20 protein-coding genes are annotated in these 24754 nt (G+C 63.4%); 18 read left to right on the forward strand and 2 right to left on the reverse strand.

Going from position 1 to position 24754, the window contains the following annotated elements:
• Positions 1-241: 241 nt before the first annotated feature.
• From JQ629_RS15355 to JQ629_RS15395, 9 genes are all read left to right on the forward strand, one after another.
• Positions 242-925: an HAD-IA family hydrolase gene (locus JQ629_RS15355; RefSeq protein WP_349631273.1), complete on the forward strand. Its 684-nt coding sequence runs from the start codon at positions 242-244 to the stop codon at positions 923-925.
• A 197-nt stretch (positions 926-1122) separates the two neighbouring features.
• Positions 1123-2541 carry a tRNA (N6-isopentenyl adenosine(37)-C2)-methylthiotransferase MiaB gene (gene miaB / locus JQ629_RS15360; protein WP_212413409.1) on the forward strand — a complete coding sequence of 473 codons (1419 nt, stop codon included), beginning with the start codon at positions 1123-1125 and terminating at the stop codon, positions 2539-2541.
• A 4-nt stretch (positions 2542-2545) separates the two neighbouring features.
• On the forward strand, positions 2546-3601 hold the full coding sequence (locus tag JQ629_RS15365) for a PhoH family protein (RefSeq protein WP_212264026.1): 1056 nt from the start codon (positions 2546-2548) through the stop codon (positions 3599-3601).
• A gap of 83 nt (positions 3602-3684) precedes the next feature.
• Positions 3685-4209 (forward strand): rRNA maturation RNase YbeY, encoded by a 525-nt coding sequence (gene ybeY, locus JQ629_RS15370; RefSeq protein ID WP_249133323.1) that lies wholly within the window; start codon positions 3685-3687, stop codon positions 4207-4209.
• Position 4210: 1 nt separating this feature from the next.
• The gene (locus tag JQ629_RS15375; RefSeq protein ID WP_249133319.1) at positions 4211-5329 is read left to right on the forward strand and encodes a hemolysin family protein; all 1119 of its coding nucleotides are present in this window, start codon (positions 4211-4213) and stop codon (positions 5327-5329) included.
• Positions 5326-6936 (forward strand): apolipoprotein N-acyltransferase, encoded by a 1611-nt coding sequence (lnt, locus tag JQ629_RS15380; RefSeq protein WP_212413411.1) that lies wholly within the window; start codon positions 5326-5328, stop codon positions 6934-6936. Before JQ629_RS15375 ends, lnt begins: the two co-directional genes overlap by 4 nt.
• A gap of 248 nt (positions 6937-7184) precedes the next feature.
• The gene (locus JQ629_RS15385; RefSeq protein WP_212264030.1) at positions 7185-7601 is read left to right on the forward strand and encodes a helix-turn-helix domain-containing protein; all 417 of its coding nucleotides are present in this window, start codon (positions 7185-7187) and stop codon (positions 7599-7601) included.
• A gap of 227 nt (positions 7602-7828) precedes the next feature.
• Positions 7829-8962 (forward strand): M20 family metallopeptidase, encoded by a 1134-nt coding sequence (locus JQ629_RS15390; protein ID WP_212413412.1) that lies wholly within the window; start codon positions 7829-7831, stop codon positions 8960-8962.
• The gene (locus JQ629_RS15395; RefSeq protein WP_212413413.1) at positions 8959-9702 is read left to right on the forward strand and encodes a tRNA (guanine(46)-N(7))-methyltransferase TrmB; all 744 of its coding nucleotides are present in this window, start codon (positions 8959-8961) and stop codon (positions 9700-9702) included. The genes JQ629_RS15390 and JQ629_RS15395 overlap by 4 nt, the downstream gene beginning before the upstream one ends.
• Positions 9703-9800: 98 nt before the next feature.
• Here the strand turns inward: JQ629_RS15395 and JQ629_RS15400 are convergent, their stop codons facing one another.
• Complete coding sequence (locus JQ629_RS15400; protein ID WP_212413414.1) at positions 9801-10883, reverse strand: DUF2336 domain-containing protein; 1083 nt, start codon at positions 10881-10883, stop codon at positions 9801-9803.
• A 337-nt stretch (positions 10884-11220) separates the two neighbouring features.
• On the opposite strand from JQ629_RS15400, the gene rimP reads away from it, so the two are divergent.
• The 9 genes from rimP (at position 11221) to JQ629_RS15445 (ending at position 22480) form a co-directional block, all read left to right on the forward strand.
• On the forward strand, positions 11221-11997 hold the full coding sequence (rimP, locus tag JQ629_RS15405) for a ribosome maturation factor RimP (RefSeq protein WP_212413415.1): 777 nt from the start codon (positions 11221-11223) through the stop codon (positions 11995-11997).
• Positions 11998-12000: 3 nt separating this feature from the next.
• Entirely contained in the window at positions 12001-13614 is a 1614-nt protein-coding gene (gene nusA, locus JQ629_RS15410) for a transcription termination factor NusA (protein WP_192736271.1), read from the forward strand.
• 15 nt (positions 13615-13629) lie between these two features.
• The gene (locus JQ629_RS15415) at positions 13630-14322 is read left to right on the forward strand and encodes an RNA-binding protein (RefSeq protein WP_212413416.1); all 693 of its coding nucleotides are present in this window, start codon (positions 13630-13632) and stop codon (positions 14320-14322) included.
• Between the two features lie 63 nt (positions 14323-14385).
• The gene (gene infB, locus JQ629_RS15420) at positions 14386-17040 is read left to right on the forward strand and encodes a translation initiation factor IF-2 (protein ID WP_212413417.1); all 2655 of its coding nucleotides are present in this window, start codon (positions 14386-14388) and stop codon (positions 17038-17040) included.
• A 184-nt stretch (positions 17041-17224) separates the two neighbouring features.
• Positions 17225-17638, forward strand: coding sequence for a 30S ribosome-binding factor RbfA (gene rbfA, locus JQ629_RS15425; RefSeq protein ID WP_212386321.1), 414 nt, complete (start codon positions 17225-17227; stop codon positions 17636-17638).
• Positions 17638-18780 (forward strand): tRNA pseudouridine(55) synthase TruB, encoded by a 1143-nt coding sequence (truB, locus tag JQ629_RS15430; RefSeq protein WP_212413504.1) that lies wholly within the window; start codon positions 17638-17640, stop codon positions 18778-18780. Before rbfA ends, truB begins: the two co-directional genes overlap by 1 nt.
• 2 nt (positions 18781-18782) lie before the next feature.
• The gene (gene rpsO, locus JQ629_RS15435; RefSeq protein WP_074272228.1) at positions 18783-19052 is read left to right on the forward strand and encodes a 30S ribosomal protein S15; all 270 of its coding nucleotides are present in this window, start codon (positions 18783-18785) and stop codon (positions 19050-19052) included.
• Positions 19053-19367: 315 nt separating this feature from the next.
• The gene (gene pnp / locus JQ629_RS15440; RefSeq protein WP_212413418.1) at positions 19368-21527 is read left to right on the forward strand and encodes a polyribonucleotide nucleotidyltransferase; all 2160 of its coding nucleotides are present in this window, start codon (positions 19368-19370) and stop codon (positions 21525-21527) included.
• Between the two features lie 200 nt (positions 21528-21727).
• A complete protein-coding gene (locus JQ629_RS15445) occupies positions 21728-22480 on the forward strand; it encodes a superoxide dismutase (protein ID WP_212413419.1) in 753 nt (250 codons plus the stop codon).
• An 85-nt stretch (positions 22481-22565) separates the two neighbouring features.
• Here the strand turns inward: JQ629_RS15445 and katG are convergent, their stop codons facing one another.
• Positions 22566-24704, reverse strand: coding sequence for a catalase/peroxidase HPI (katG, locus tag JQ629_RS15450; RefSeq protein ID WP_212413420.1), 2139 nt, complete (start codon positions 24702-24704; stop codon positions 22566-22568).
• Positions 24705-24754: the final 50 nt, after the last annotated feature.

Genomic DNA, 24754 nt, shown 5'->3' on the forward strand with positions numbered 1-24754 from the left:
CGGATTGGGGCCGATTAGGCCACATTCGGAGTATTCAACACCGTCATTCCGGGGCGTGCGAAGCACGAACCCGGAATCTCGAGATTCCGGGCTCGATGCTGTCGCATCGCCCCGGAATGACGGGGCTAATAAGCTGGATTTTCGGCCATTTAGGCTATAATTGCCCCCCCCAGACCGGGCGCCGCATGGGCGCCGACCAACCCCGCATTCAGGTTCCACGAATCGCCAAGGATGAGGCCGCGTGCAAACGTTGAACGCCAATTTCGATCTCATCATTTTCGATTGCGACGGCGTGCTGGTCGACAGCGAGGTGATCTCGTGCCGCGTTCATGCCGAGGTGCTGACGCGTCACGGCTATCCGATCACCGCCGAGCAGGTGCGTCAGCGATTTCTCGGACGCACATCGCTCGATGCAACCACCGAAGTCGAGCGGGAACTCGGGCGGCCGTTGGCCGAAACGTACGAGCATGAACGGCAAACGACATTGTTTGCAGCGCTCGCGGAGGCGGTTGAACCAATTCCGCATCTTCACGAGACGCTCGACGCCATCGACCTGCGCAAATGCGTCGCCTCCAGTGCCGTGCACGAAAAGATTTTCACGAGCCTGTCACGGGTGAAACTGTACGAGCGCTTTGCCCCGCATATTTTTTCGGGATCGCAGGTGCGCAACGGCAAGCCGGCACCGGATCTGTTTTTGCTCGCGGCGGGGCAGATGAAAGTCCCGCCGGCGCGATGCCTCGTGATCGAGGACAGCGTGGCCGGCGTCACCGGGGGCGGGGCCGCCGGGATGATCGTGCTCGGGTTTCACGGCGGCAGCCATTGCCGTCCGGACACCGCAGATACGCTGCGCGCCGCAGGCGCCGCGGTCACTTTCGACGATATGCGGCAATTGCCCGATCTAATTGCGCGGATTGGGGCCGATTAGGCCACATTCGGAGTATTCAACACCGTCATTCCGGGGCGTGCGAAGCACGAACCCGGAATCTCGAGATTCCGGGCTCGATGCTGTCGCATCGCCCCGGAATGACGGGGCTAATAAGCTGGATTTTCGGCCATTTAGGCTATAATTGACCCCCAGACCGGGCGCCGCATGGGCGCCGACCAACCCAGCATTCAGGTTCCATGAAGCCGCCGCGCAAGCTGCATATCAAGTCATATGGCTGCCAGATGAACGTCTACGATGCGCAGCGCATGGTGGACACGCTGGCGGGCGAAGGCTTTGTCGAGACCGACAGCGCCGAGGATGCGGATCTCGTCATCCTCAACACCTGCCATATCCGCGAGAAGGCTTCCGAAAAGGTCTACTCCGAACTCGGGCGCTTGCGCGTCGCCAAGGATGAAGCCGCGCGCCAGGGACGCGAGATGCGCATCGCGGTCGCCGGCTGCGTCGCGCAGGCCGAGGGCGAGGAGATCATCCGCCGCGCGCCGACCGTGGACGTCGTGGTCGGCCCGCAGAGCTATCATCATCTGCCGCAGCTACTCGCCCGCGCCAAAAGCCATGGCCGCGCGCTGGAGACCGAATTCCCGGTCGAGGACAAGTTCGGCTTTCTGCCGCCGCCGAAGCCCGCGGCGATCCGCGCGCGCGGCATCTCGTCGTTTGTCACCGTGCAGGAAGGCTGCGACAAGTTCTGCACCTTCTGCGTGGTGCCTTACACGCGTGGTGCGGAAGTCTCCCGGCCAGTTGCAAAAATCATCGACGACGTGATGCGGCTCGCCGACAATGGCGTGCGCGAGATCACGCTGATCGGGCAGAACGTCAACGCCTATCACGGCGAAGGTCCGGACGGACGGACCTGGCCGCTTGGCAGGCTGCTCACTCGTCTCGCCGAAATCCCCGGTATCGTGCGCCTGCGTTATTCGACCAGCCATCCCCGCGACGTCGATGATTCGCTTCTGGAAGCGCATCGCGACCTGCCCGAACTGATGCCGTTCGTGCATCTGCCGGTACAATCCGGCTCCGACCGCATTCTGGCTGCCATGAACCGGAAGCATACCGCCGATGATTACCGCCGCGTCATCGACCGATTTCGCGAGAGCCGCCAAGATATTGCATTTTCATCGGATTTTATCGTCGGCTTCCCCGGCGAAACCGAGGGAGAATTTGCCGCCACCCTCGCGCTTGTCACGCAAATCGGATACGCTGGGGCTTATTCGTTCAAATATTCGCCGCGGCCCGGCACGCCGGCGGCGGACATGCAGGAGACGGTGTCAGCGGCAGAAATGGACGAGCGATTGGGGCGGCTTCAGGAATTGATCGACAGCCAGCAATCGGCCTTCAACAAGGCCATGATTGGCAAGACTGTCGATGTGCTGTTCGAACGCGCGGCCCGTAACCCCGGCCAGATCGTCGGCCGCACCGCCTATCTGCAGCCCGCGCATGTGATGGCATCACCGGATATCATCGGAAAAGTGCTGCCGGTCTCCATCGACAGCCTGGAGCGCTACAGCCTGCTCGGCGAACTCGCAGCACCCTCCGCGCGACCCTCTTTATCGACGCTTTCACCCATGACCGATTCTTCTCGAATAACAACGGGAGCCTGAACCCTTGCCCAAAAGCGCATCGGATTCACCTTCGCTTGCTCCCAGCCGCAAATTTGATCGCGACATGCAAATTCCGCCCGAAACCCAAGTCGTCATCGACTTCGACGACAATCGCGCCGCTTCCGCGCTGGTCGGCCCTTACGGGCAGAATCTCGCGCTGATCGAACGCCGGCTCGGCGTCGTCGTGGATTCGCGCGGCAATCACATCACCATCGCCGGATCGCGCGACGGCTGCGACGCGGCGCGGCGCGTCCTCGAGACGCTCTACGCCCAGGCGGTGCAGGGACAGGATCTGGCGCAGGGCGACGTCGAAGGCGCCATCCGTGCCGTGATCGCGCAGGGATCGCTGTTCGAATTCGACCCCAAGGCCGCCAAGACCGCGTTCGAGACCATCAATCTGCGCAAGCGCCCGGTGCGGGCGCGCACCGCCGCGCAGGATTCCTACATCCGCGCACTGAAGCGCAGCGAGATGGTGTTCGGCGTCGGCCCGGCCGGCACCGGCAAGACCTGGCTTGCGGTGGCGCATGCCGCGCAATTGTTCGAGCGCAAGGAAGTCGATCGCATCATCCTGACGCGACCCGCGGTCGAAGCCGGCGAACGGCTCGGCTTCCTGCCCGGCGACCTCCGCGAAAAAGTCGATCCCTATCTGCGGCCGATCTACGACGCGCTGTATGATCTGATGGATGCGCGCGTCGTCGAGCGCGCGCTGCAGGGCGGCGAAATCGAGATCGCGCCGCTCGCCTTCATGCGCGGCCGCACGCTGACCAACGCCGTCATCATCCTGGACGAGGCGCAGAACACCACCTCGATGCAGATGAAGATGTTTTTGACCCGGCTTGGCGAGAACAGCCGCATGATCATCACCGGCGATCCCTCGCAGGTCGACCTGCCGAATGGCCAGACCTCGGGACTTGCCGAGGCCGTCAAGCTGCTCGACGGCGTCGAGGGGATCGCGCAGGTGAAGTTCACCGCCGAAGACGTCATCCGCCATGAACTGGTGGCGCGGATCGTCGCCGCCTATGAGGGCTTGCCGCAAAAACCGGCGACCGGCAGATCCTGATGGCCAGACCTTTGGCTTTGGGCCCGCAGCAGGCGGGCCCGGGCCGCAACCTAAATGCTGGACTGCAAAACCCTGGAACGAAATTGTCTTCCGTCCACCCCGTAACCGAAGTCCTCGTGGTCGCCGATTGCTGGCAGACCGAGCCCGACGCCGAGGCGGTGATCCATCGCGCCATCAACGCCGCCGCCGAAATCGCCGATGCCGATGTCGGCGAAGCGGAACTGGCAGTCATGCTGACCGACGATTCCGGGATTCGAACCCTGAACAGCAATTGGCGCGGCATCGACAAGCCGACCAATGTGCTATCGTTTCCGGCGTTGCAGCCGACCGGTGCGGGAACGCCCGACGATGCACCGCGCATGCTCGGCGATATCGCCATCGCCTATGAGACGACGCGCAAAGAGGCCGACGACGAACAAAAACCGTTCGATCACCATCTCAGCCATCTTGCGGTGCACGGGTTCCTGCATCTGATCGGCTACGATCACGAAAAAGACGACGACGCCGAAGCCATGGAGGGTCTCGAGCAGGAGATCCTCGCGCAGCTCGGCATTCCGGATCCGTATGCGGATCGCGATCCCCATGCGGACCGGGAGCGGATGGACTGACATGCCGGACTCCGACCCTACCCACGACAATCCGCGCAACACGTCCAACCTTCCGGCCGTGGTGCAGGAAGGCGAGGTGCTGCGCCCGACAGCGGAGAACTGGCTGACCCGCGCGATCCGCACGCTGTTCGGCTGGAAGCCGGGATCGGTCCGCGCCGATCTGCAGGTCGTGCTCGATGCCTCGACGCCGGACGAGGTCGGCTTTTCCGCCATCGAGCGCACCATGTTGCGCAATATCCTCGGGCTGCACGAACGGCGCATCGCCGACGTGATGGTGCATCGCGCCGACATCGTCGCGGTCAAGCGCGACATCCCGCTCGGCGAATTGATGAGCCTGTTCGAGAGCGCGGCGCATTCGCGCCTCGTCGTCTACAACGAGACCCTCGACGACCCCGAGGGCATCGTGCACATCCGCGACCTCCTGGCGTTCATGACCGCGAAGGCGCGGGTCGGTGACACCACCAAGGCGAAGCGCAAGAAACCTTTCCCCGCGGGCCTCGATCTGCGCGCGGTCGACCTGGCGCAACCGCTGGCGGACGCCAACATCATCCGCAAGCTGCTCTACGTGCCGCCGTCGATGCGGGCGATCGACCTTCTGGCGCAGATGCAGGCCTCGCGCATCCATCTGGCGCTGGTGGTCGACGAATATGGCGGCACCGACGGGCTGGTGTCGATCGAGGACATCGTCGAGCAGATCGTCGGCGAAATCGACGACGAGCATGACAGCGACGAGCCGCCGGCGATCGTGCGGCAGGCGGATAATTCATTCATCGCCGATGCCCGTGCCAGCCTCGAGGACGCCCGTTCGGTGATCGGCGAGGACTTCATCACCGGCGAGGCCGGCGAAGAGGTCGCAACCCTTGGCGGCTATCTGGTGTCGCAGGTCGGCCGCCTGCCGGTACGCGGCGAGGTCATTTCAGGGCCCGGCACTTACGAGATCGAAGTGCTCGACGCCGATCCGCGACGGGTCAAGCGGCTGCGCATTGCGGTTCGCAAGGAACGGCCCGCCCCCCGCACGCAGCGCGAAAGCCGCCGCCGTGAAGCTGCGCCCGACACCAATGCGCCGCAGGCCAATGACAACGCGCCGCCATCGTCCAGCGATGGAGCCGGCTCGCAGTGATTCCCGCCAGCAAACTGCGCGCCGCCGGTCTTGCGATCATCCTGGCCTGGGGATGGAAGCGCGCCGTTCTTGCGCTGGTGGCCGGCGCATTGTCGGCACTGGCGATGGCGCCGTTCAATGCATGGCCGGTGCTGTTCCTGACCTTTCCGGTCGCGGTCTGGCTGATCGACGGCGCCGGTGCGGGGCGATGGCGCGGCGTGCCGGCGGCGGCGATGTCGGGCTTCTGGTTCGGACTCGGCTATTTCGTCGTTGGACTTTACTGGATCGGGTACGCCTTCCTGGTCGATGCGCCAACGTTCGCCTGGCTGATGCCGTTCGCCGTGCTGGGCCTGCCGGCCTATCTCGCGCTGTTCACCGCGGCAGGCTTTGCGCTGGCGCGCCTGCTCTGGACCCGCGACGCTTCGCGCCTGCTCGCGCTCGCGATCAGCCTGACGATAACAGAGTGGCTGCGCGGCCACCTGCTGTCGGGATTTCCCTGGAATTCGTTCGGCTACGCGCTGTCGGAGCCGCTGGCGCTGGCCCAGACGGCATCGCTGATCGGGCTGTGGGGGATGACGTTCCTCACGGTGGCGATCTTCGCAAGCCCGGCGGTCCTGATCGATGGCACCTCGCGGGGGCGAAAACCCTGGCTCGCGCCGGTGGCGGCGCTCGGCTTGCTCGCGGTCATGGCCGTGTTCGGCGCCGTCAGGCTGTCGATGCAGCCGACCGTGCTGGCAAAGGTCAAGCTGCGCATCATGCAGCCCAATCTGCAGCAGGACGTCAAATTCAATTACGCCGCCAAGGCGGAGGTGATGCAGAAATATCTGACACTGTCCGACCGGGCTTCGGGGCCGCAATCGACCGGCGTGAGCGATGCACAGATTTTGATCTGGCCGGAATCGGCGTTCCCGTTCTTTTTGACCCGCGAAGCCGATGCGATGGCGCAGATCGCCGACCTGCTGCCGAGGGGTACCGTGCTGATCACCGGCTCGGTGCGCGCGCCCGACCTCCCGCCCGGCGTGCGAATCACGCGCGCCTACAACTCGATATATGCGATCGACCACGACGGCAGCGTGCTGTCGGTTTATGACAAGCTGCATCTGGTGCCTTTCGGCGAATATCTGCCGTTTCAGGATTGGATGGAAAAACTCGGCTTCGTGCAGCTAACGAGAGTCCAGGGCGGCTTCATTCCGGGCACCAGCCGCCGCGCCATGGACATCCCGAACGCGCCGCGGGCGCTGCCCCTGATCTGCTACGAGGCAATATTTCCCGGCGATATAACGACACGCGACGATCGCCCGGGCTGGATCATCAACGTCACCAATGACGGCTGGTTCGGAATTTCGACCGGCCCCTATCAGCATCTGCAGCAGATGCGCATGCGCGCCGTCGAGGAAGGCCTGCCCGTTGTTCGTGCAGCAAATACAGGCATTTCAGCCGTGATCGACCCGTCGGGGCGTATTGTCGCACGACTTGGTCTCGGCATCGAAGGCGTCCTGGATGCCAACCTGCCATCGGCTTTGCCGCCGACGATTTATGCCCGTGTTAGAGACATTCCAACGGGCATGATTCTGGCTGTTGCGTTGCTGCTGGTCATCCGGCGCCGCTTTGCACGGCGAAAGTCCTGAGACTTGCATGTTGCTGGTTGTTGCTGTCGCGAAAAAAAGCGGCCCGCTCCAATCCACTAACTAGTTGACAGACCGACCGCGCAATTCGCATTCTGGGTTCCGCAACCAAAAACAAGAACCAGTCAGTTCATTGCTCAAATTGTCCGCAGTTCAACCCGATCCTCCGAGCAGGATTTGACGGTACCGGCGCCTGAGGCATAGTCCGCTTATGCCTCATTCCCCGGCGCGTAATCCCAGGAGTGTTGGAGATGTCCACCAAAGCGCCAGACCCTGTTGACAAATATGTCGGCAGCCGCGTTCGCATGCGACGCATCATGCTGGGCATGAGCCAGGAAAAACTCGGCGAGGCATTGGGCCTCACCTTCCAGCAGGTTCAGAAATACGAAAAGGGCACCAACCGGGTCGGCGCCAGCCGCCTGCAGCGGATCTCGGAAATCTTGCAGGTGCCGGTATCGTTTTTGTTCGACGGCGGGCCGAGCGGTGCCGTCAATGCCGACGGCTTCAGCGAATCCGGTTCGCCCGCCTACGTTTCCGACTTTCTCGCCACCTCCGAAGGCCTGGCGCTGACGCGGGCGTTCACGCGCATTACCGACGCCAAAATGCGCCGCAGTATCGTCGAACTGGTCGAACAGATCGCCGCGCGCGAAGGCCCCGACCAGCGCTGATATCAGCTGCCATAACCGGATGTTCCGATTGACGCGCCCGCCGGCGCGAGCGCATGACATTGGAGCGTTTTTGAGCGAAGTGGGAACAGTTCGCAAAGCAATCAAGTTTACGCAGATTGCGTAGACTTATCTGCGGTAGAAAACGCGTCAAAGCAAGAATCTAGAGTTTCGGTTCTGATCCAATCAGAACCGAAGCTCTAGCCGAATTCCATGAAGGCAAAGCGCTGATGACCGGAACCACCGCCAATCCGTTTGATCCCAGTTCGATCCTCGACGGCATCCGCCGCTGGGTCGAAATCGAGACGCCGACCGAGGTGCCCGCACAGGTCAACAAGCTCGCCGACCTCGTCACTGATGGCTACCGCGACCTGCCCGCGACCGTTGAGCGGATCGCAGGAAAAGACGGATGCGGCGATCATCTGGTCGCGCGTTCGTCATGGGGGCAGGACGCGCCGGGCATCCTGGTGCTGAGCCATCTCGATACCGTGCATCCGCTGGGATTCATCGAGCGGCTGCCGTTCAAGATCGAGGGCGACAGCGCCTTCGGTCCCGGCATTTATGACATGAAGGGCGGCGCCTATCTCGCCTACCATGCCTTTCGCCAGATTTGTGCCGACAGCGCGCGACCGCCGCTCGGCATCACCCAGATGTTCGTCTCCGATGAAGAAATCGGCAGCCCGACGTCGCGCGCACTGATCGAGGCCGAGGGGCGCAAGGCCAAGTATGTGCTGGTGACCGAGCCCGCCCGCGACGGCGGCAAAATCGTCACCGGACGCAAGGGCGTCGCGCGCTTCGAAGTCTTCATCAAGGGCGTGCCGTCGCATGCCGGCACGCGGCCAGAGGACGGCCGCAGCGCGATCCGCGAACTCGGCAACGTCATTCAGACGCTGGAGGCGATGAACGACCTCAAGCGTGGCGTGTCCGTCAATGTCGGCGTCGTCAGGGGCGGCACCAAGCCGAACGTGATCGCGGAGGAGGCCTATGCCGAGGTCGACATGCGCGTGCCCGGCATTGCCGAATCCGACGAGCTGGTGCCGAAGATCCTCGGCCTGAAATCACGCACCGAGGGCGTCAGCATCACCGTCACCGGCGAACTGAATCGCCCGCCTTACGAAAAGAGCAACGCCGGTGCGGCGCTTTATGAGCACGCCAAAACGCTGGCGGCCGAAATCGGTTTCGATCTCGTCGACACCTTCACCGGCGGCGGCAGCGACGGCAATTTCACCGCGCCCCACACGGCGACGCTCGACGGCCTCGGGGTCGACGGCAAGGGCGCGCATACGCATTACGAGCAGATGTACATCTCCTCGATCGAACCGAGGGCGCGGCTGCTGCACCGGCTGTACCAGACGCTGCGATGACGGTCTCACCCCGCGACATCGGCGATCACGACGCGCCGCCGGATGACGGCGCCGCCGCGCATGCGCACGGCTCGTTCTTCGGCCGCCGCAAGGGCCACAAGCTGCGCATCCATCAGGCCGACCTGATCGACAATCTGCTGCCGCATCTGGCGCTCGATATCAGCATGCCCGCGCCTGCGGGTCTCACCGACATCTTCGAGTCGAAGCCTGATGCCGTCAGGCTGGAAATCGGATTTGGCGGCGGCGAACATCTGATCGCCGAAGCGCAGGCCTTTCCCGATATCGGATTCATCGGCTGCGAGCCCTATGTCAACGGCATGGCGAAAATCCTGACGCAGATTGAAGCCCACAACATCGGCAATATCCGGCTCTACGCCGGCGACGCCGCCGAATTGCTGGCATGGGCGCCGCCGCGATCGATGGCGCGGATCGATCTGATCCATCCCGATCCCTGGCCGAAGCGCCGGCACTGGAAGCGGCGCTTCGTGCAGGATGCCACGGTGGCCGCGATGGCCCGCATCCTCAAGCCCGGGGCTGAATTTCGTTTCGTCAGCGACATCGACGATTATTGCGCGTGGACGCTGGCGCATCTGCTGCGTTCGCCGGATTTTTCCTGGATGGCGGAACGCGCCATCGACTGGCGCGAGCCGTGGGCCGGTTACACCATGACGCGCTACGGCCGGAAGGCCGAGCGTGAGGGACGTGTTGCGGCGTATCTGCGGTTTCGGCGGGTGGGATAATTCTTTCAGCCCTCATTCCGGGGCGCGCAAAGCGCGAACCCGGAATCTCGAGGTTCCGGGTTCGATGCTACGCATCGCCCCGGAACGACGGTCGCGACTCAAACCGTCGGGCGGGTTTTCCAGAAGCCGACGACGCGCTCGGCGGTCGTGGGCATCAGGCGCGCGAAATTCATGCGCGCGCTTTCGATATCGGCCGGCGACGGCGTCCGGTTCGGACCCAGCCGGAGCAGGATCAAAGCGCGCACGGTGGCCCATTCGAGGCCTACCGCCTTGCCGGCGATCAGGATCGGATCGTAGCGGTCGCCGGCAATCAGCCGGTCGAGGGTTGCGATCTTCACGCCGGTCATCGCCGCCAGCGCGGCGACGGATTCCTCGTATTTGTTTGCCTTGGCGAAGTTGAGCAGCGCGCTTTCAACCAGCTGACCATCGCGGTGCAGCGCGAGGATCGTGCGCTGTGCCGCCTCGAAGTCGCGGCCGCTGTCTGTTCGTTCGACAGCGCCGGAGATTTCGTTGATCGCCCGCTTGATCGCCACTTGCCGCGCTGGCTTGACGACTGTGAACAGGCGGCGGCGGACCACATCGATCGTTCCGGCCAGAAGGTCTTTCAGTTGTTCGCTGGAGAGATCGTCGCGCTGGCCGATCTTGAGCGTCAGCACGCCGTCCTGGCCGGCGCGCTTGATCAAGGTCGAATAGCCGTCCGACGAGAACGCCGCGCCGGCATTGCCCGCCGTGCGCCTGACGACATCACGGTCGCCGCGGCGCACGATGACATCGGTAAGATCAGGAGAGAGCGTCGGCCGATCCGACATCGCCAGCAGATGGCCCTGCCCCTTCACGCCAGCGATTTCGACCAAGATCTGTTCGTCGATGACAGGCGAGCGGCGCAGCAGCGGGCCCGCGATGGCAATTTCGTCCTCATGGGCGAGCTGCCCGACCAGCCCGCGCGGCGCGTTGACAAGCAGCGACAGCCGCTCGGCGAGCTCGGCTCGCGCGGCAAGGTCGGCATGGGGGACCAGGCTGCTCAATACGCCGTCGAACAGATCGACGTGATCGGCGCCGAAATTGGCAGCCCCCTGCAGGAATAATTCACTGATCCGGCGCGCCGCATCGGCGCGGCGCTTGGGATCGCCGCCCCTGACGATGTCGTCCAGTCCTGGGATCAGCGTTGTCGCTGGCGTCATAAACCTATCCAAACCGGCCGAATTGGCCTGGTTTTCGGCAATCTAGGTACCGTTCGTGAATGAAGGGTTAGGCTTTGGCCCGCTCGGACAGGACTCAAAATCTCCCTTAACGGGGCGTGCAAGGCCTTGCCGGATTGCGGGAAAACCGCTATATCCGCCGCAACTTATGGTTCTCATACGATCGCGTATTGAGAGTGGGCCCTTCGGGACCCGCTCTTTTTTATTACCTGAACGAGCCCAGCCCAGAAGGGCCTCACGGCACGGTTCAGGGAACCGGCCGGATCCGGGTTAGACCCGGCCTAACCTCATGTAAGTAAAGACGCTTTTGACCCTGGACATGACCGAGCCAACTGCTGTTTCAGAGGATCTTGACCTGCTCGCCGAGCCGCGGCTCGTGGTCGAGCCGGGCGTCGCCGCGCGGGTTTCCGCCGTAGCAGGGCCGGTATTGCAGGGCATGGGCTACCGGCTGGTGCGGATCAAGATTTCCGGCGAGGCCGGCTGCACGGTCCAGATCATGGCCGAACGGCCCGACGGCACCATGCAGATCGAGGATTGCGAGGCGATTTCGCGGGCATTGTCGCCGGTGCTCGACGTCGCCGATCCGATCGAGCGCGCCTACCGGCTGGAGATCTCATCGCCCGGCATCGATCGTCCGCTGGTGCGCCGTTCGGACTTCGAACGCTATGTCGGTCATCTCGTGAAGATCGAGATGGCGCTCGCCTATCAGGGCCGCAAGCGCTTTCGTGGTACGCTGCAGAGCGTCGAGGGCGACGCGGTGCGGCTTCATCGCGATGACATCCGCGCGAACGAAGATGCCGACGTGCTGCTGGTCATGGAAGACATCGCCGACGCCCGTCTGGTTCTCACCGACGAGCTGATCGCGGAATCGATGCGGCGCGGCAAGGCCGCCGAGCGCGAGCTGCGGCAGAATCTCGGGCTTGAGCCACCACCGCCGCCGCACGCCAAAAAAAGCGATCCGGCCAAGAGCAACAAGCCGAAGCCCAAGACACTCAACAAGCCGCTGAAGAAGCCGTTACCGAAGAATACCAAGAAACATCGCCTCGCCGCGCAAGGTTTGCCCGGCGGCGAATTCGATCCCACCGAAGGAGACTGAGCCATGGCAGCTGTCAGCGCCAATAAACTCGAACTGCTGCAGATCGCAGATGCGGTTGCCCGCGAAAAGTCGATCGACCGCGGCATCGTGATCGCGGCGATGGAAGACGCCATCGCGAAAGCGGCCCGCGCCCGCTACGGCAGCGAGACCGATGTTCACGCCGAGATCGACGCCAAGAAGGGCGAGCTCCGGCTGTCGCGCCACATGCTGGTCGTCGACGTGGTGGAGAATTCGTCGAACCAGATTTCGCTGGCCGATGCGCAGCGCGCCAATCCGGGCGCCCAGGTCGGCGACACCATCGCCGACACCCTGCCGCCGCTGGAATATGGCCGCATCGCCGCGCAATCCGCCAAGCAGGTGATCGTGCAGAAGGTGCGCGAGGCCGAGCGCGACCGGCAGTATCAGGAATTCAAGGACCGCATCGGCGACATCGTCAACGGTATCGTCAAGCGCGTCGAATATGGCAGCGTGATCGTCGATCTCGGCCGCGGTGAAGCCATCGTGCGCCGTGACGAGATGCTGCCGCGCGAAGTGTTCCGCAACGGCGACCGCGTCCGCGCCTATATCTTCGACGTCCGCCGAGAAACCCGCGGGCCGCAGATCTTCCTGTCCCGCACCCATCCGCAGTTCATGGCAAAACTGTTCGCGCAGGAAGTGCCGGAAATCTATGACGGTATCGTCGAGATCAAGGCGGTCGCCCGCGATCCCGGTTCGCGCGCCAAAATCGGCGTTATTTCGCGGGATTCCTCGGTCGATCCGGTCGGCGCCTGCGTCGGTATGCGCGGTTCGCGCGTGCAGGCGGTGGTGAACGAACTGCAGGGCGAGAAGATCGACATCATTCCGTGGTCGCCCGATATCGCGACCTTCGTCGTCAACGCGCTGGCGCCCGCCGAAGTCGCCAAGGTCGTGATCGACGAAGACCGCGAGCGTATCGAGGTCGTGGTGCCCGACACCAACAACCAGCTGTCGCTGGCGATCGGTCGCCGCGGACAGAATGTGCGGCTCGCTTCGCAGCTCACCGGCTGGGACATCGACATCCTCACCGAGCAGGAAGAATCGGAGCGCCGTCAGGCCGATTTCGAGAACTCGACGCGGGTGTTCATGGAAGCGCTGAATGTCGACGAAGTGGTCGGCCAGTTGCTGGCATCGGAAGGCTTCACCTCGGTCGAGGAACTCGCGCTGGTCGACGTCAAGGAGCTCGCCGGCATCGAGGGCTTCGACGAGGAGACCGCCAACGAACTGCAGAGCCGTGCAAAAGAATATCTGGAGCAGCTCGAGACCGAGCTGGAAAACAAACGCAAGGAACTCGGTGTGGATGACGCTTTGAAGACAGTACCCGGCGTGACCTCGAAGATGCTGGTCAAGTTCGGCGAGAATGACATCAAGTCGGTCGAGGATCTGGCCGGTTGCGCCACCGACGATCTGGTTGGCTGGACCGAGCGCAAGGAAGGCGCCGAGCCGACCAAGTTCCCCGGCATTCTCGACGCCAACGAAATCTCGCGCGACGATGCCGAGCGCATGATCATGCAGGCCCGCGTCATCGCCGGCTGGATCACCGAGGCCGACCTTGCCAAGCAGTCCGAGGCGGCGGAAGCCACCGAAGACCAGACGGCGTAAGGAGATGCCCCGCGCATGCTCGCCATGGCTGACCCCGATCTCGACAACGGACCGCGGACCGACAGGTCCGCGACGATGCGGATGTGCGCGGTCACCCGTGAGGTGCGCCCGATCGACGAACTGATCCGATTCGTGGTCTCGCCCCAGGGCGAGGTCGTTCCGGATCTGAAGCGCAAGCTCCCCGGCCGCGGCCTGTGGGTCTCGGCATCGCGCCGGACCGTTGCGGAAGCGGTGCGGCGTAACCAATTCAGCAGGGGTTTCAAGCGCGACATCCGGGCCGCCGCGACCCTCCCCGCCGACACCGAGGCTTTGCTGGTTCGCAGCGCGACCGAGGCGCTGGCGATGGTCGCCAAGGCCGGCCAGATCGTCTCCGGTTTCAGCAAGGTCGAGGGCGCGCTCCGAGAGGGGGCGGCCCAGGCCCTGATCCACGCTTCCGACGGTGCGGCCGACGGAATCCGCAAATTGGACGCGATCGTGCGGCAAAAGCGCGGAAATGCGGATGAATCGGAGGAGTTTTCGACCAGATTTCCGATCGTCAATGTTCTGACGTCGGGAGAATTGGATTTGGCACTGGGGCGGGCAAATGTGATACATGCTGCCCTGCTCGCGGGCCCGGCGAGCAAGACGTTCCTGTCGCGCTGCCAGATCCTGGTCCGATACCGGATGGCCGATGACGACAAGACCGAAGGAAGCGGCCAGAAATTCTGACTAACAAGATGTGCTTTAACGACTGTGCGAATGCGCACTACGCAACAAGATTAGGACTGCTGAATGGTTGATACCAAAACGCCTGGCGACAAGACTTTGAGTGTCCCGACCAAGACCTTGACGCTCAAGCCGCGCGTCGAGACGGGCACCGTACGCCAGAGCTTCAGCCATGGCCGGACCAAGCAGGTCGTGGTCGAGAAGCGCGGCAAGCGCCGCCTCGGTGGCGACGCGCCCGCCGGCGAAACCCATGCGCCCGAACCTGTGGTCGCCAAGCCGGCGCCGGTCGTCGCCAAAGCGCCAAGCCGCCCCTCAGCGCCAGCCGCGCCCCGCGCCGGCTCCGGCGTGGTGTTGCGCACGCTGACCGAGGATGAACGTTCCGCCCGCGCCAGCGCGCTGGCCGATGCCAAGGTCCGTGACATCGAGGAACGTCGGCTGGCGGAAGAAGAAGCCAAGCGCCGCAGCAGCAAGGAAGGCATCGAGCAGGCCGAACGCGAAGCCGCCGAAGCGCGCCGCAAGGCCGAGGAAGAACGTCACCGCCTGGAAGAAGAAGCCAAGCGCAAGGCCGAACTCGAAGCCAAGAAGCGTTTTGGCGAGGCCGAAGCCAAGGCCGCAACAACCGCAGCACCCGGCACCACCACTACCACCACCACCGCGCGCCCCGCGGCCCGGCCGACGGCCTCGGCAGTGCCGCCCGCGCGCGCGCCGGGCGTTGCCGCCGACGCCTCCGATGAGGATGAAGGTCCGCGCCAGATCCGCCGTGGCCCCGGCGGCGCCATGCGCCCCGCCGTGCCGCCGAAGACGACCCACAAGCCCGGACCGCAAAAGGAACGCGGCCGCCTGACGCTGGTCACCGCCCTGGACGCCGACAATGTGCGCGAGCGTTCGATCGCCTCGTTCCGCCGCCGCACCCAGCGCCTGAAGGGACACGCCTCGAACGAGCCGAAGGAAAAGATCATCCGCGAAGTGGTGATCCCGGAAGCGATCAACATCCAGGAACTCGCCAACCGCATGTCGGAACGCGCGGTCGACGTCATCCGCCTGCTGATGAAGCAGGGCGCGATGCACAAGATCACCGACGTGATCGACGCCGACACCGCGCAGCTGATCGCCGAGGAACTGGGCCATACCGTCAAGCGCGTGGCCGCGTCCGACGTCGAAGAGGGTCTGTTCGACATCGTCGACGATTCCACCGACACCGAACCGCGTTCGCCGGTCGTGACCGTGATGGGCCATGTCGATCACGGCAAGACCTCGCTGCTCGACGCGCTCCGCCATGCCAACGTGGTTTCGGGCGAAGCCGGCGGCATCACCCAGCATATCGGCGCCTATCAGGTGACTTCACCGGAAAGCGGCAAGAAGATCACCTTCATCGATACGCCCGGCCACGCCGCGTTCACCGCGATGCGTGCGCGCGGCGCCAAGGTCACCGATATCGTGATCCTGGTGGTGGCGGCCGATGACGGCGTCATGCCGCAGACCATCGAGGCGATCAACCACGCCAAGGCGGCGAAGGTTCCAATGATCATCGCGATCAACAAGATCGACAAGCCCGACGCCAAGCCGGAGCGCGTGCGCACCGAGCTGTTGCAGCACGAGGTTCAGGTCGAGTCGTTCGGCGGCGACGTCGTCGACGTCGAGGTATCAGCCAAGAACAAGACCAATCTCGACAAGCTGCTGGAAATGATCGCGCTGCAGGCCGAACTACTCGACCTCAAGACCAACGCGGAACGTCCCGCCGAAGGTACCGTGATCGAAGCCAGGCTCGATCGCGGCCGGGGTCCGGTTGCGACCGTGCTGGTGCAGCGCGGAACCCTGCGCATCGGCGACATCATCGTGGCCGGCGCCGAAATGGGCCGCGTCCGCGCCCTTATCAACGATCAGGGCGTGAACATCGACGAGGCCGGACCTTCGGTGCCGGTCGAGGTGCTCGGCTTCAACGGTCCGCCGGAAGCCGGCGACCGCCTCGCGGTGGTCGAGAACGAAGCCCGCGCCCGCCAGGTCACGAGCTATCGCGCCCACCAGAAGCGCGAAAACGCGGCTGCCTCGATTTCCGGCATGCGCGGTTCGCTCGAACAGATGATGTCGCAGCTCAAGACGTCGGGCCGCAAGGAATTCCCGCTGATCATCAAGGCCGACGTGCAAGGTTCGCTCGAAGCCATCTTGGGATCGCTGGAAAAGCTCGGCACCGACGAAGTTGCCGCGCGCATCCTGCATGCGGGCGTCGGCGGCATCTCCGAATCGGACGTGACGCTGGCGGAAGGTTTCAACGCCGCCATCATCGGCTTCTCGGTTCGCGCCAACAAGGAAGCGGCGGCCGCCGCCAAGCGCAACGGCATCGAGATCCGCTATTACAACATCATCTACGATCTGGTCGACGACATCAAAAAGGCGATGTCCGGCCTGCTCGCTCCGACGCTGCGCGAAACCATGCTGGGCAATGCGCAGATCCTGGAAGTGTTCAACATTTCCAAGGTCGGCAAGGTCGCCGGCTGCCGCGTCACCGACGGCACCGTGGAACGCGGCGCCAATGTACGCCTCATTCGCGACAACGTGGTTGTGCATGAAGGCAAGCTCTCGACACTGAAGCGCTTCAAGGACGAAGTGAAGGAAGTGCAGTCCGGCCAGGAATGCGGCATGGCGTTCGAGAATTACGGTGACATGCGCGCCGGCGACGTTATCGAGTGTTACCGCGTGGAGACCATCCAGCGGAGCCTGTAAGTCTGAACCTTACGGCTTCGTCGGAAGACATTGTACTAGTTCGACGTCATGCCCGGACAAAAGCGCGAAGCGCGTCTTCGCATTAGTGTTCCGGGCATCCACGTCCCAGAGAATTCAGCAGCAAGAAAGACGTAGATGGCCGGGATTAGCCCGGCCATGACGGATTTGTTTTTGAGAGACGGCCATGCCCCGCCACCACAGCAAGAGTTCCGCCCCCGGCGGCTCGCAACGCCAATTGCGCGTCGGCGAAACCGTGCGCCATGCGGTCGCCGATATTCTGTCGCAAGGTAGCGTGCATGACCCCGATCTCGAGGGTCACATCATCACGGTTCCGGAGGTGCGCATGTCACCGGACCTGAAGCTTGCAACCGTCTATGTGATGCCGCTCGGCGGACGCGACACCGATGTCGTGATCGCAGCGCTCGCGCGCCACAAGAAATTCCTGCGCGGCGAGATCGCGCACCGCGTTAACCTAAAGTTTGCGCCTGATCTTCGCTTTCGCGTCGACGAACGATTCGATGAAGCGGAACGGATCGAGAAATTACTGAGAACACCTGCGGTGCAAAGAGACCTCGCACCCGATTCGGACGACAAGTGATGGTTGTGAACACTGCAAACAGCGTCATCGATTCGCAAAATGCCGAATCGCATGACGCCGAAAAAAATATTTTTACCGAAACGCGCAACGAAGATTCCCGGCGCGGCGACGATACGCGGCGCGGCAATAACGATCCGCGCCAGAACAAGCATCAAGGCAAACAGCAACGGCAGAATAATCAGCCGCGCCGCGACAAGCGCGACGTCCATGGCTGGGTGATTCTCGACAAGCCGATCGGCATGACCTCGACGCACGCGGTCGCGGTGCTCAAGCGCCTGTTCCAGGCCAAGCGCGCCGGCCATGCCGGTACCCTCGACCCGCTCGCCTCCGGCGGTTTGCCGATCGCGCTGGGCGAAGCCACCAAGACGGTGCCGTTCGTGATGGACGGCCGCAAGCGCTACCGCTTCACCGTGAGCTGGGGCGAGGAACGCGATACCGACGACACCGAGGGCCGGGCGACCAGGACCAGCGATCTCAGGCCTTCTGCCGATTCCATCCGGGCGCTGCTGCCGCAATTCACCGGCCTGATCGAGCAGATCCCGCCGCAATATTCCGCGATCAAGGTCCAGGGCGAACGGGCCTATGATCTGGCCAGAGACGGCGAAACTGTCGAATTGAAGCCGCGACCGGTCGAGATTCACGAATTAACCCTTGTAGAACATACAGATAGCGGCCAATCCGTGTTCGAGGCCGAGTGCGGCAAGGGAACCTATGTCCGGGCGCTGGCCCGCGATATCGGCCGGATTCTGGGCTGTTTCGGCCATATCAGCGCCTTGCGGCGGACCCTGGTCGGTCCATTCCGCGAAACGGACATGATTCCGCTGGAACAGTTGGAGGCTTTGTGTAATAGAGCCGCGTCGGGCGAGGGCAGCCTCGCCGACGCGCTTTTGCCCGTTGAGACCGCGCTGGACGACATCCCGGCACTGGCCGTCACACGGGCTGATGCGGCAAGGCTCCACCGGGGCCAGGCCGTTTTGTTGCGCGGACGGGATGCGCCCAATTGTAGCGGCACAGTCTATGTCACGGTGGCAGGCCGGCTTCTGGCCCTCGCCGAAATTGGCAATGGCGAACTCATCCCCAAGCGTGTGTTCAACCTGACCGGACTGACTGCCAGTTCCGGTCGTAACAACGAGAAAGTTTGACGATGTCGATTACCGCCGAACGCAAAGCGGAAGTCATCAAGACGAATGCCAACAAGGCCGGCGACACCGGCTCGCCCGAGGTTCAGGTTGCGATCCTTTCGGAACGCATCAACAACCTCACCGGGCACTTCAAATCCCACGTGAAGGACAATCATTCGCGCCGGGGTCTTTTGAAGATGGTCGCCACGCGCCGTTCCCTGCTCGATTACATCAAGCGGAAGGACGAGGCGCGCTACAAGGCGCTGCTCGAAAAGCACAACATTCGTCGTTGATCCCAGAGTACGCGCGCGCCTGTTGCGCGCGTTTTCGTATGGTCTTCCGGAAGAAACCCGGACTCCGGATTTTCGGAGACGATCATGCGCAAGGGCATGAAGAAACTCATGCCCAATAGACGTCCAGCAGCAATCCGGCCGCTGGGCAGGGCAAGGTGCCCGGACTACCGAGAGGATGGACGCCATCCGAAATATAAAGACCATGGCAGGATCGCCGGATGCTGATCTCGTGTTGCGATCAGTGTCTCGCAATCTTGCGCATGGTCTTTGTGTTTCAGGCGTCCCTGCTTTCGCTAAACCATGAAAGAAATCGAAATGTTTAATGCTCATTCAGTCGAGATCGACTGGGGTGGACGTCCCCTCAAGCTTGAAACCGGAAAGATCGCCCGTCAGGCCGACGGCGCCGTGCTCGCGACCTATGGCGAGACCATCGTGCTCGCCACGGTCGTCGCCGCCAAGAACCCGCGCGAAGGCGTCGACTTCCTGCCGCTGACCGTCGACTACCAGGAAAAGACCTATGCCGCGGGCCGTATTCCCGGCGGTTATTTCAAGCGCGAGGGCCGGCCGACCGAAAAGGAGACGCTGGTCTCCCGCCTGATCGACCGTCCGATCCGTCCGCTGTTCGTCGACGGCTGGCGCAATGAAACCCAGGTCATCGTCACCGTGCTGTCGCATGACATGGAGAACGATCCCGACATTCTGGCGCTGGTCGCGGCCTCCGCGGCGCTGACGATCTCGGGCGCGCCGTTCAAGGGCCCGATCGGGGCGGCCCGCGTCGGCTTCGCCAACGACGAATATGTGCTCAACCCGACGCTCGACGAAATGCTCGAGACCCAGCTTGATCTGGTCGTCGCCGGCACCGCCGACGCCGTGCTGATGGTGGAATCGGAAGCCAAGGAACTCAACGAAGACATCATGCTCGGCGCGGTGATGTTCGGACACCGGCACTTCCAGCCGGTGATCAAGGCGATCATCGAGCTCGCCGAGAAGGCCGCGAAAGAGCCGCGCGAAGTCAAGGTCGTCGACGAGAGCGCGCTCGAGAAGGAAATGCTCGGCCTGATCGAGCAGGAGCTGCGCTCGGCCTACGCTATCCCGATCAAGCAGGACCGCTACGCGGCGGTCGGCAAGGCCAAGGAAAAGATGATGGCTCACTACTTCCCGGAAGGGCAGGAGCCGCAATACGACAAGCTGCGCATCGCCGGCGTGTTCAAGGAACTCGAATCCAAGATCGTCCGCTGGAACATCCTCGACACCGGCAAGCGCATCGACGGCCGCGATTCCAAGACCGTGCGCAGCATCATCGCCGAAGTCGGCGTGCTGCCGCGCGCCCACGGTTCGGCGCTGTTCACCCGCGGTGAAACCCAGGCGATGGTCGTGACCACGCTCGGCACCGGCGAGGACGAGCAGTACATCGACTCGCTGTCAGGGACCTACAAGGAACAGTTCCTGCTGCACTACAACTTCCCTCCCTACTCGGTCGGTGAAACCGGACGCCTCGGCGGCACCAAGCGCCGCGAAATCGGCCACGGCAAGCTCGCTTGGCGCGCGATCCATCCGGTCCTGCCGCCGCACCACGAATTCCCCTACACGGTGCGCGTGGTTTCCGAGATCACCGAATCCAACGGATCGTCGTCGATGGCGTCGGTCTGCGGCGCCTCGCTGGCGCTGATGGATGCGGGCGTTCCCCTGAAGCGGCCGACCGCGGGTATCGCGATGGGCCTGATCCTGGAAGGTTCGCGCTTTGCGGTCCTGTCCGACATTCTCGGTGACGAGGATCATCTCGGCGACATGGACTTCAAGGTGGCCGGCACCGACCAGGGCATCACCTCGCTGCAGATGGACATCAAGATCGAGGGCATCACCGAAGAGATCATGAAGGTGGCACTCGGCCAGGCCAAGGATGGGCGTATCCACATCCTCGGCGAAATGTCGAAGGCGCTGACCAACGCGCGCGCCGAGCTCGGCGAGTACGCGCCGCGCATCGAGACCTTCAAGATCCCGACCGACAAGATCCGTGAAGTGATCGGCACCGGCGGCAAGGTGATCCGCGAGATCGTCGAAAAGACCGGCGCCAAGGTCAACATCGAGGACGACGGCACTGTGAAGGTCGCCTCCAACGACGGCGAGGCGATGAAGGCCGCGATCAAGTGGATCAAGTCGATCGCCTCCGATCCGGAGATCGGCCAGATCTACGAAGGCACCGTGGTCAAGGTGATGGAGTTCGGCGCGTTCGTGAACTTCTTCGGTGCCAAGGACGGCCTCGTCCACATCAGCCAGCTCGCCGGGGCCCGGGTGCAGAAGACCTCCGACGTCGTCAAGGAAGGCGACAAGGTCAAGGTCAAGCTGCTCGGCTTCGACGATCGCGGCAAGACGCGGCTGTCGATGAAGGTGGTCGATCAGGCGACCGGCGAGGACCTCGAAGCCAAGCAGAAGGCGGCGGAAGCCTCGGCGCCCCGCGAAGCGGCCGGCGAGTAAGCGCCTCGACATCGAAAATCTGAAGGGGGCGGCTGCAAAGCCGCCCTTTTTATTTGCCGCAGATGTGATCGTGCGCTCTTACGCCGCAGCGCCGAACCCATTTAAAATGAAACCGGAATGGGGCTGACTTCGCAGCTGGAAGCTGGACCCGTTACGATCGTCCGAACCGAGCCGCAGGCTCGTCACGCAGGGAGAGACTTATGTCCGCACTTTCGCGCCGTCATTTTTTCAGCGCCGCCGCCGGCCTCGTAGCCGTCGCGGCGGCACCGCGTGTCGTCTTTGCCCAGGCCGCCGCACCGGCACCTGCGGCTGCCCCGGCCGCGGCAGGTCCGTTCACGCTGCCGCCGCTCCCTTACGCCTTCAACGCGCTTGAGCCGCATATCGATGCCAAGACCATGGAAATCCACCATGGCCGGCATCATGCCGCTTACGTCAACAATCTGAACACCCTCGCCAAGACCAATGCGCAGCTCGGCACCAGCAAGGTGACGGACATCCTCGGCAATTTGAACGCCCTGAACGACGACATCAAATTCGGTGTGCGCAACAATCTCGGCGGCCATGCCAACCACACCATGTTCTGGGAAATCATGGCCCCGGGCGGCGGCAAGCCGGAAGGCGAGGTGCTGGCCGCGATCGACAAGGACCTCGGCGGCCTGGAGAAGTTCCAGAACGACTTTAATGCCGCGGGCGGACGTCAGTTCGGCTCCGGCTGGGTGTTCGTGACCGTTGCCAAGGACGGCAAGCTTGCGATTGAAACCCGCCCGAACCAGGACAATCCGATCATGGACGGCAAGCGCGCGCTGCTCGGCAACGACGTCTGGGAGCACGCCTATTATCTCAACTACCAGAACCGCCGCGCCGATTATCTCAAGGCGTGGTGGAACACGGTGAACTGGGCCAAGGTCGCGGAGCGCTATGCGGCGGCGAAGGCCGGTACGCTCGGCGTTTGATCGCGCTGTTCATTCCAAAAGTAAAAGGGCGGCTCAGTGAGCCGCCCTTTTTTGTTAGTGTTGCGTTCATCCAGTGCTCACGTGATCAGAAACGATCGGCGTTCATCACCTTGGTCCAGGCCGCCGCGAAGTCCTTGGCGAACTTCTCTTTGGAGTCCGCGCACGCGTAAACCTCGGCGAAGGCGCGAAGCTGCGAATGCGAACCGAAGATCAGGTCGACGCCGGTAGCGGTCCACTTCACCGCCTTGGTCTTCCGATCGCGGCCCTCGTAGGCATCGCCCGACGGCTGCCACTCCGTGCTCATGCTGAGCAGATTGACGAAGAAGTCGTTCGTCAATATCCCCACCTTGCTGGTGAAGACGCCGTGCTTTGATCCGCCGGCATTCGCGCCGAGGACGCGCAGGCCGCCGACGAGCGCCGTCAGTTCGGGTCCCGTCAACCGCAGCAATTGCGCGCGGTCAATCAGTGCTTCCACCGGCCCCAGGAACTGATGCTTCTTGCCGTTGACATAATTGCGGAAGCCATCGGCACGCGGTTCGAGCGGAGCAAAGGAAGCGACGTCGGTTTGATCCTGCGATGCATCCATGCGCCCCGGCGTGAACGGCACCTTGACGTCGACGCCGGCGTCCTTCGCGGCCTTCTCGACCGCAGCGGAGCCGCCGAGAACGATCAGGTCGGCAAGCGAAACCTTCTTGCCGAAGTCTTTCTGGATCGCCTCCAGCTTCTGCAGCACCGTGTTCAGCTCGGCGGGCTGGTTGACCTCCCAGTCCTTCTGGGGGCTGAGACGAATACGCGCGCCATTGGCGCCGCCGCGCTTGTCGGAGCCGCGGAACGTCGATGCCGACGCCCATGCGGTCGAAACCAGCTGCGACACCGACAGGCCCGAGCCGAGAATCTTGGTCTTCAGCGCGGCGATATCAGCATCGCCGATCAGCGGATGATCCACCGCCGGAATCGGGTCCTGCCAGATCAGCGTTTCCTTCGGCACCAGCGGGCCGAGATAGCGCACGACCGGACCCATGTCGCGGTGCGTGAGCTTGAACCAGGCACGCGCGAACGCATCGGCGAACTGGTCCGGGTTTTCGTGGAAGCGCCGCGAAATCTTCTCGTACGCGGGATCGAAGCGCAGCGACAGGTCGGTGGTCAGCATCATCGGCACGTGCTTCTTCGACTTGTCGAAGGCGTCCGGGATCGTCGCTTCCGCGCCCTTCGCCTTCCACTGCTTGGCACCGGCCGGGCTCTTGGTCAGCTCCCATTCATTCTCGAACAGGTTCTTGAAGAACAGATTGCTCCACTGCGTCGGCTGCTGCGTCCAGGTGACTTCCGGACCGCCGGTGATGGCATCGGCGCCGATGCCGGTGCCGTGCTTGCTCTTCCAGCCCAAACCCTGATCCTCGAGCGCGCCGCTTTCCGGGTCCGAGCCGACCAGCGAAGGATCGCCGGCACCATGGGCCTTGCCGAAGGTGTGGCCGCCGGCAATCAGCGCAACGGTCTCTTCGTCGTTCATGGCCATGCGGAAGAACGTTTCGCGGATGTCTTTCGCCGCTGCGAGCGGGTCCGGGTTGCCGTTGGGGCCTTCCGGATTGACGTAGATGAGACCCATCTGCACGGCGCCGAGCGGCTCGGAGAGTTCGCGTTCGCCGCTGTAACGTTCGTCGCCCAGCCAGGTGCCTTCGGGGCCCCAGAACAGCTCTTCGGGCTCCCAGACATCGACGCGGCCACCGGCGAAGCCGAACGTCTTGAAGCCCATCGATTCGAGCGCGACGTTGCCGGCGAGAACCATCAGGTCGGCCCACGAGATCTTGCGGCCGTATTTCTGCTTGATCGGCCACAGCAGCCGGCGCGCCTTGTCGAGGTTGGCGTTGTCAGGCCAGCTGTTCAGCGGCGCGAAGCGCTGCTGACCAGCCCCGGCGCCGCCGCGGCCGTCGGTGATGCGGTAGGTGCCGGCGCTGTGCCACGCCAAGCGGATCATCAGACCGCCATAGTGACCGAAATCGGCCGGCCACCACTCCTGCGATTCCGTCATCAACGCGGTCAGGTCCTTGACCACGGCATTGAGGTCGAGGGTCTTGAACTCCTTGGCGTAATCGAACGCCTCGCCCATCGGATCGGACAGAGTGGAATTGCGGTGGAGCAGCGAAACGTCCAGCGCGTCCGGCCACCAATCGCGGTTCGCGTGTCCGCGTTTTCCGCCCGAGAACGGGCATTTTGTTTTGTCGTCCATGATTGCCTCCTAAGGGCCGCTTCCTGTCAGATTGGAAGCACTCTAAGAGC

This window comes from Bradyrhizobium sp. AUGA SZCCT0222 (assembly GCF_018130205.1).
In the GTDB taxonomy this organism is placed as follows: domain Bacteria; phylum Pseudomonadota; class Alphaproteobacteria; order Rhizobiales; family Xanthobacteraceae; genus Bradyrhizobium.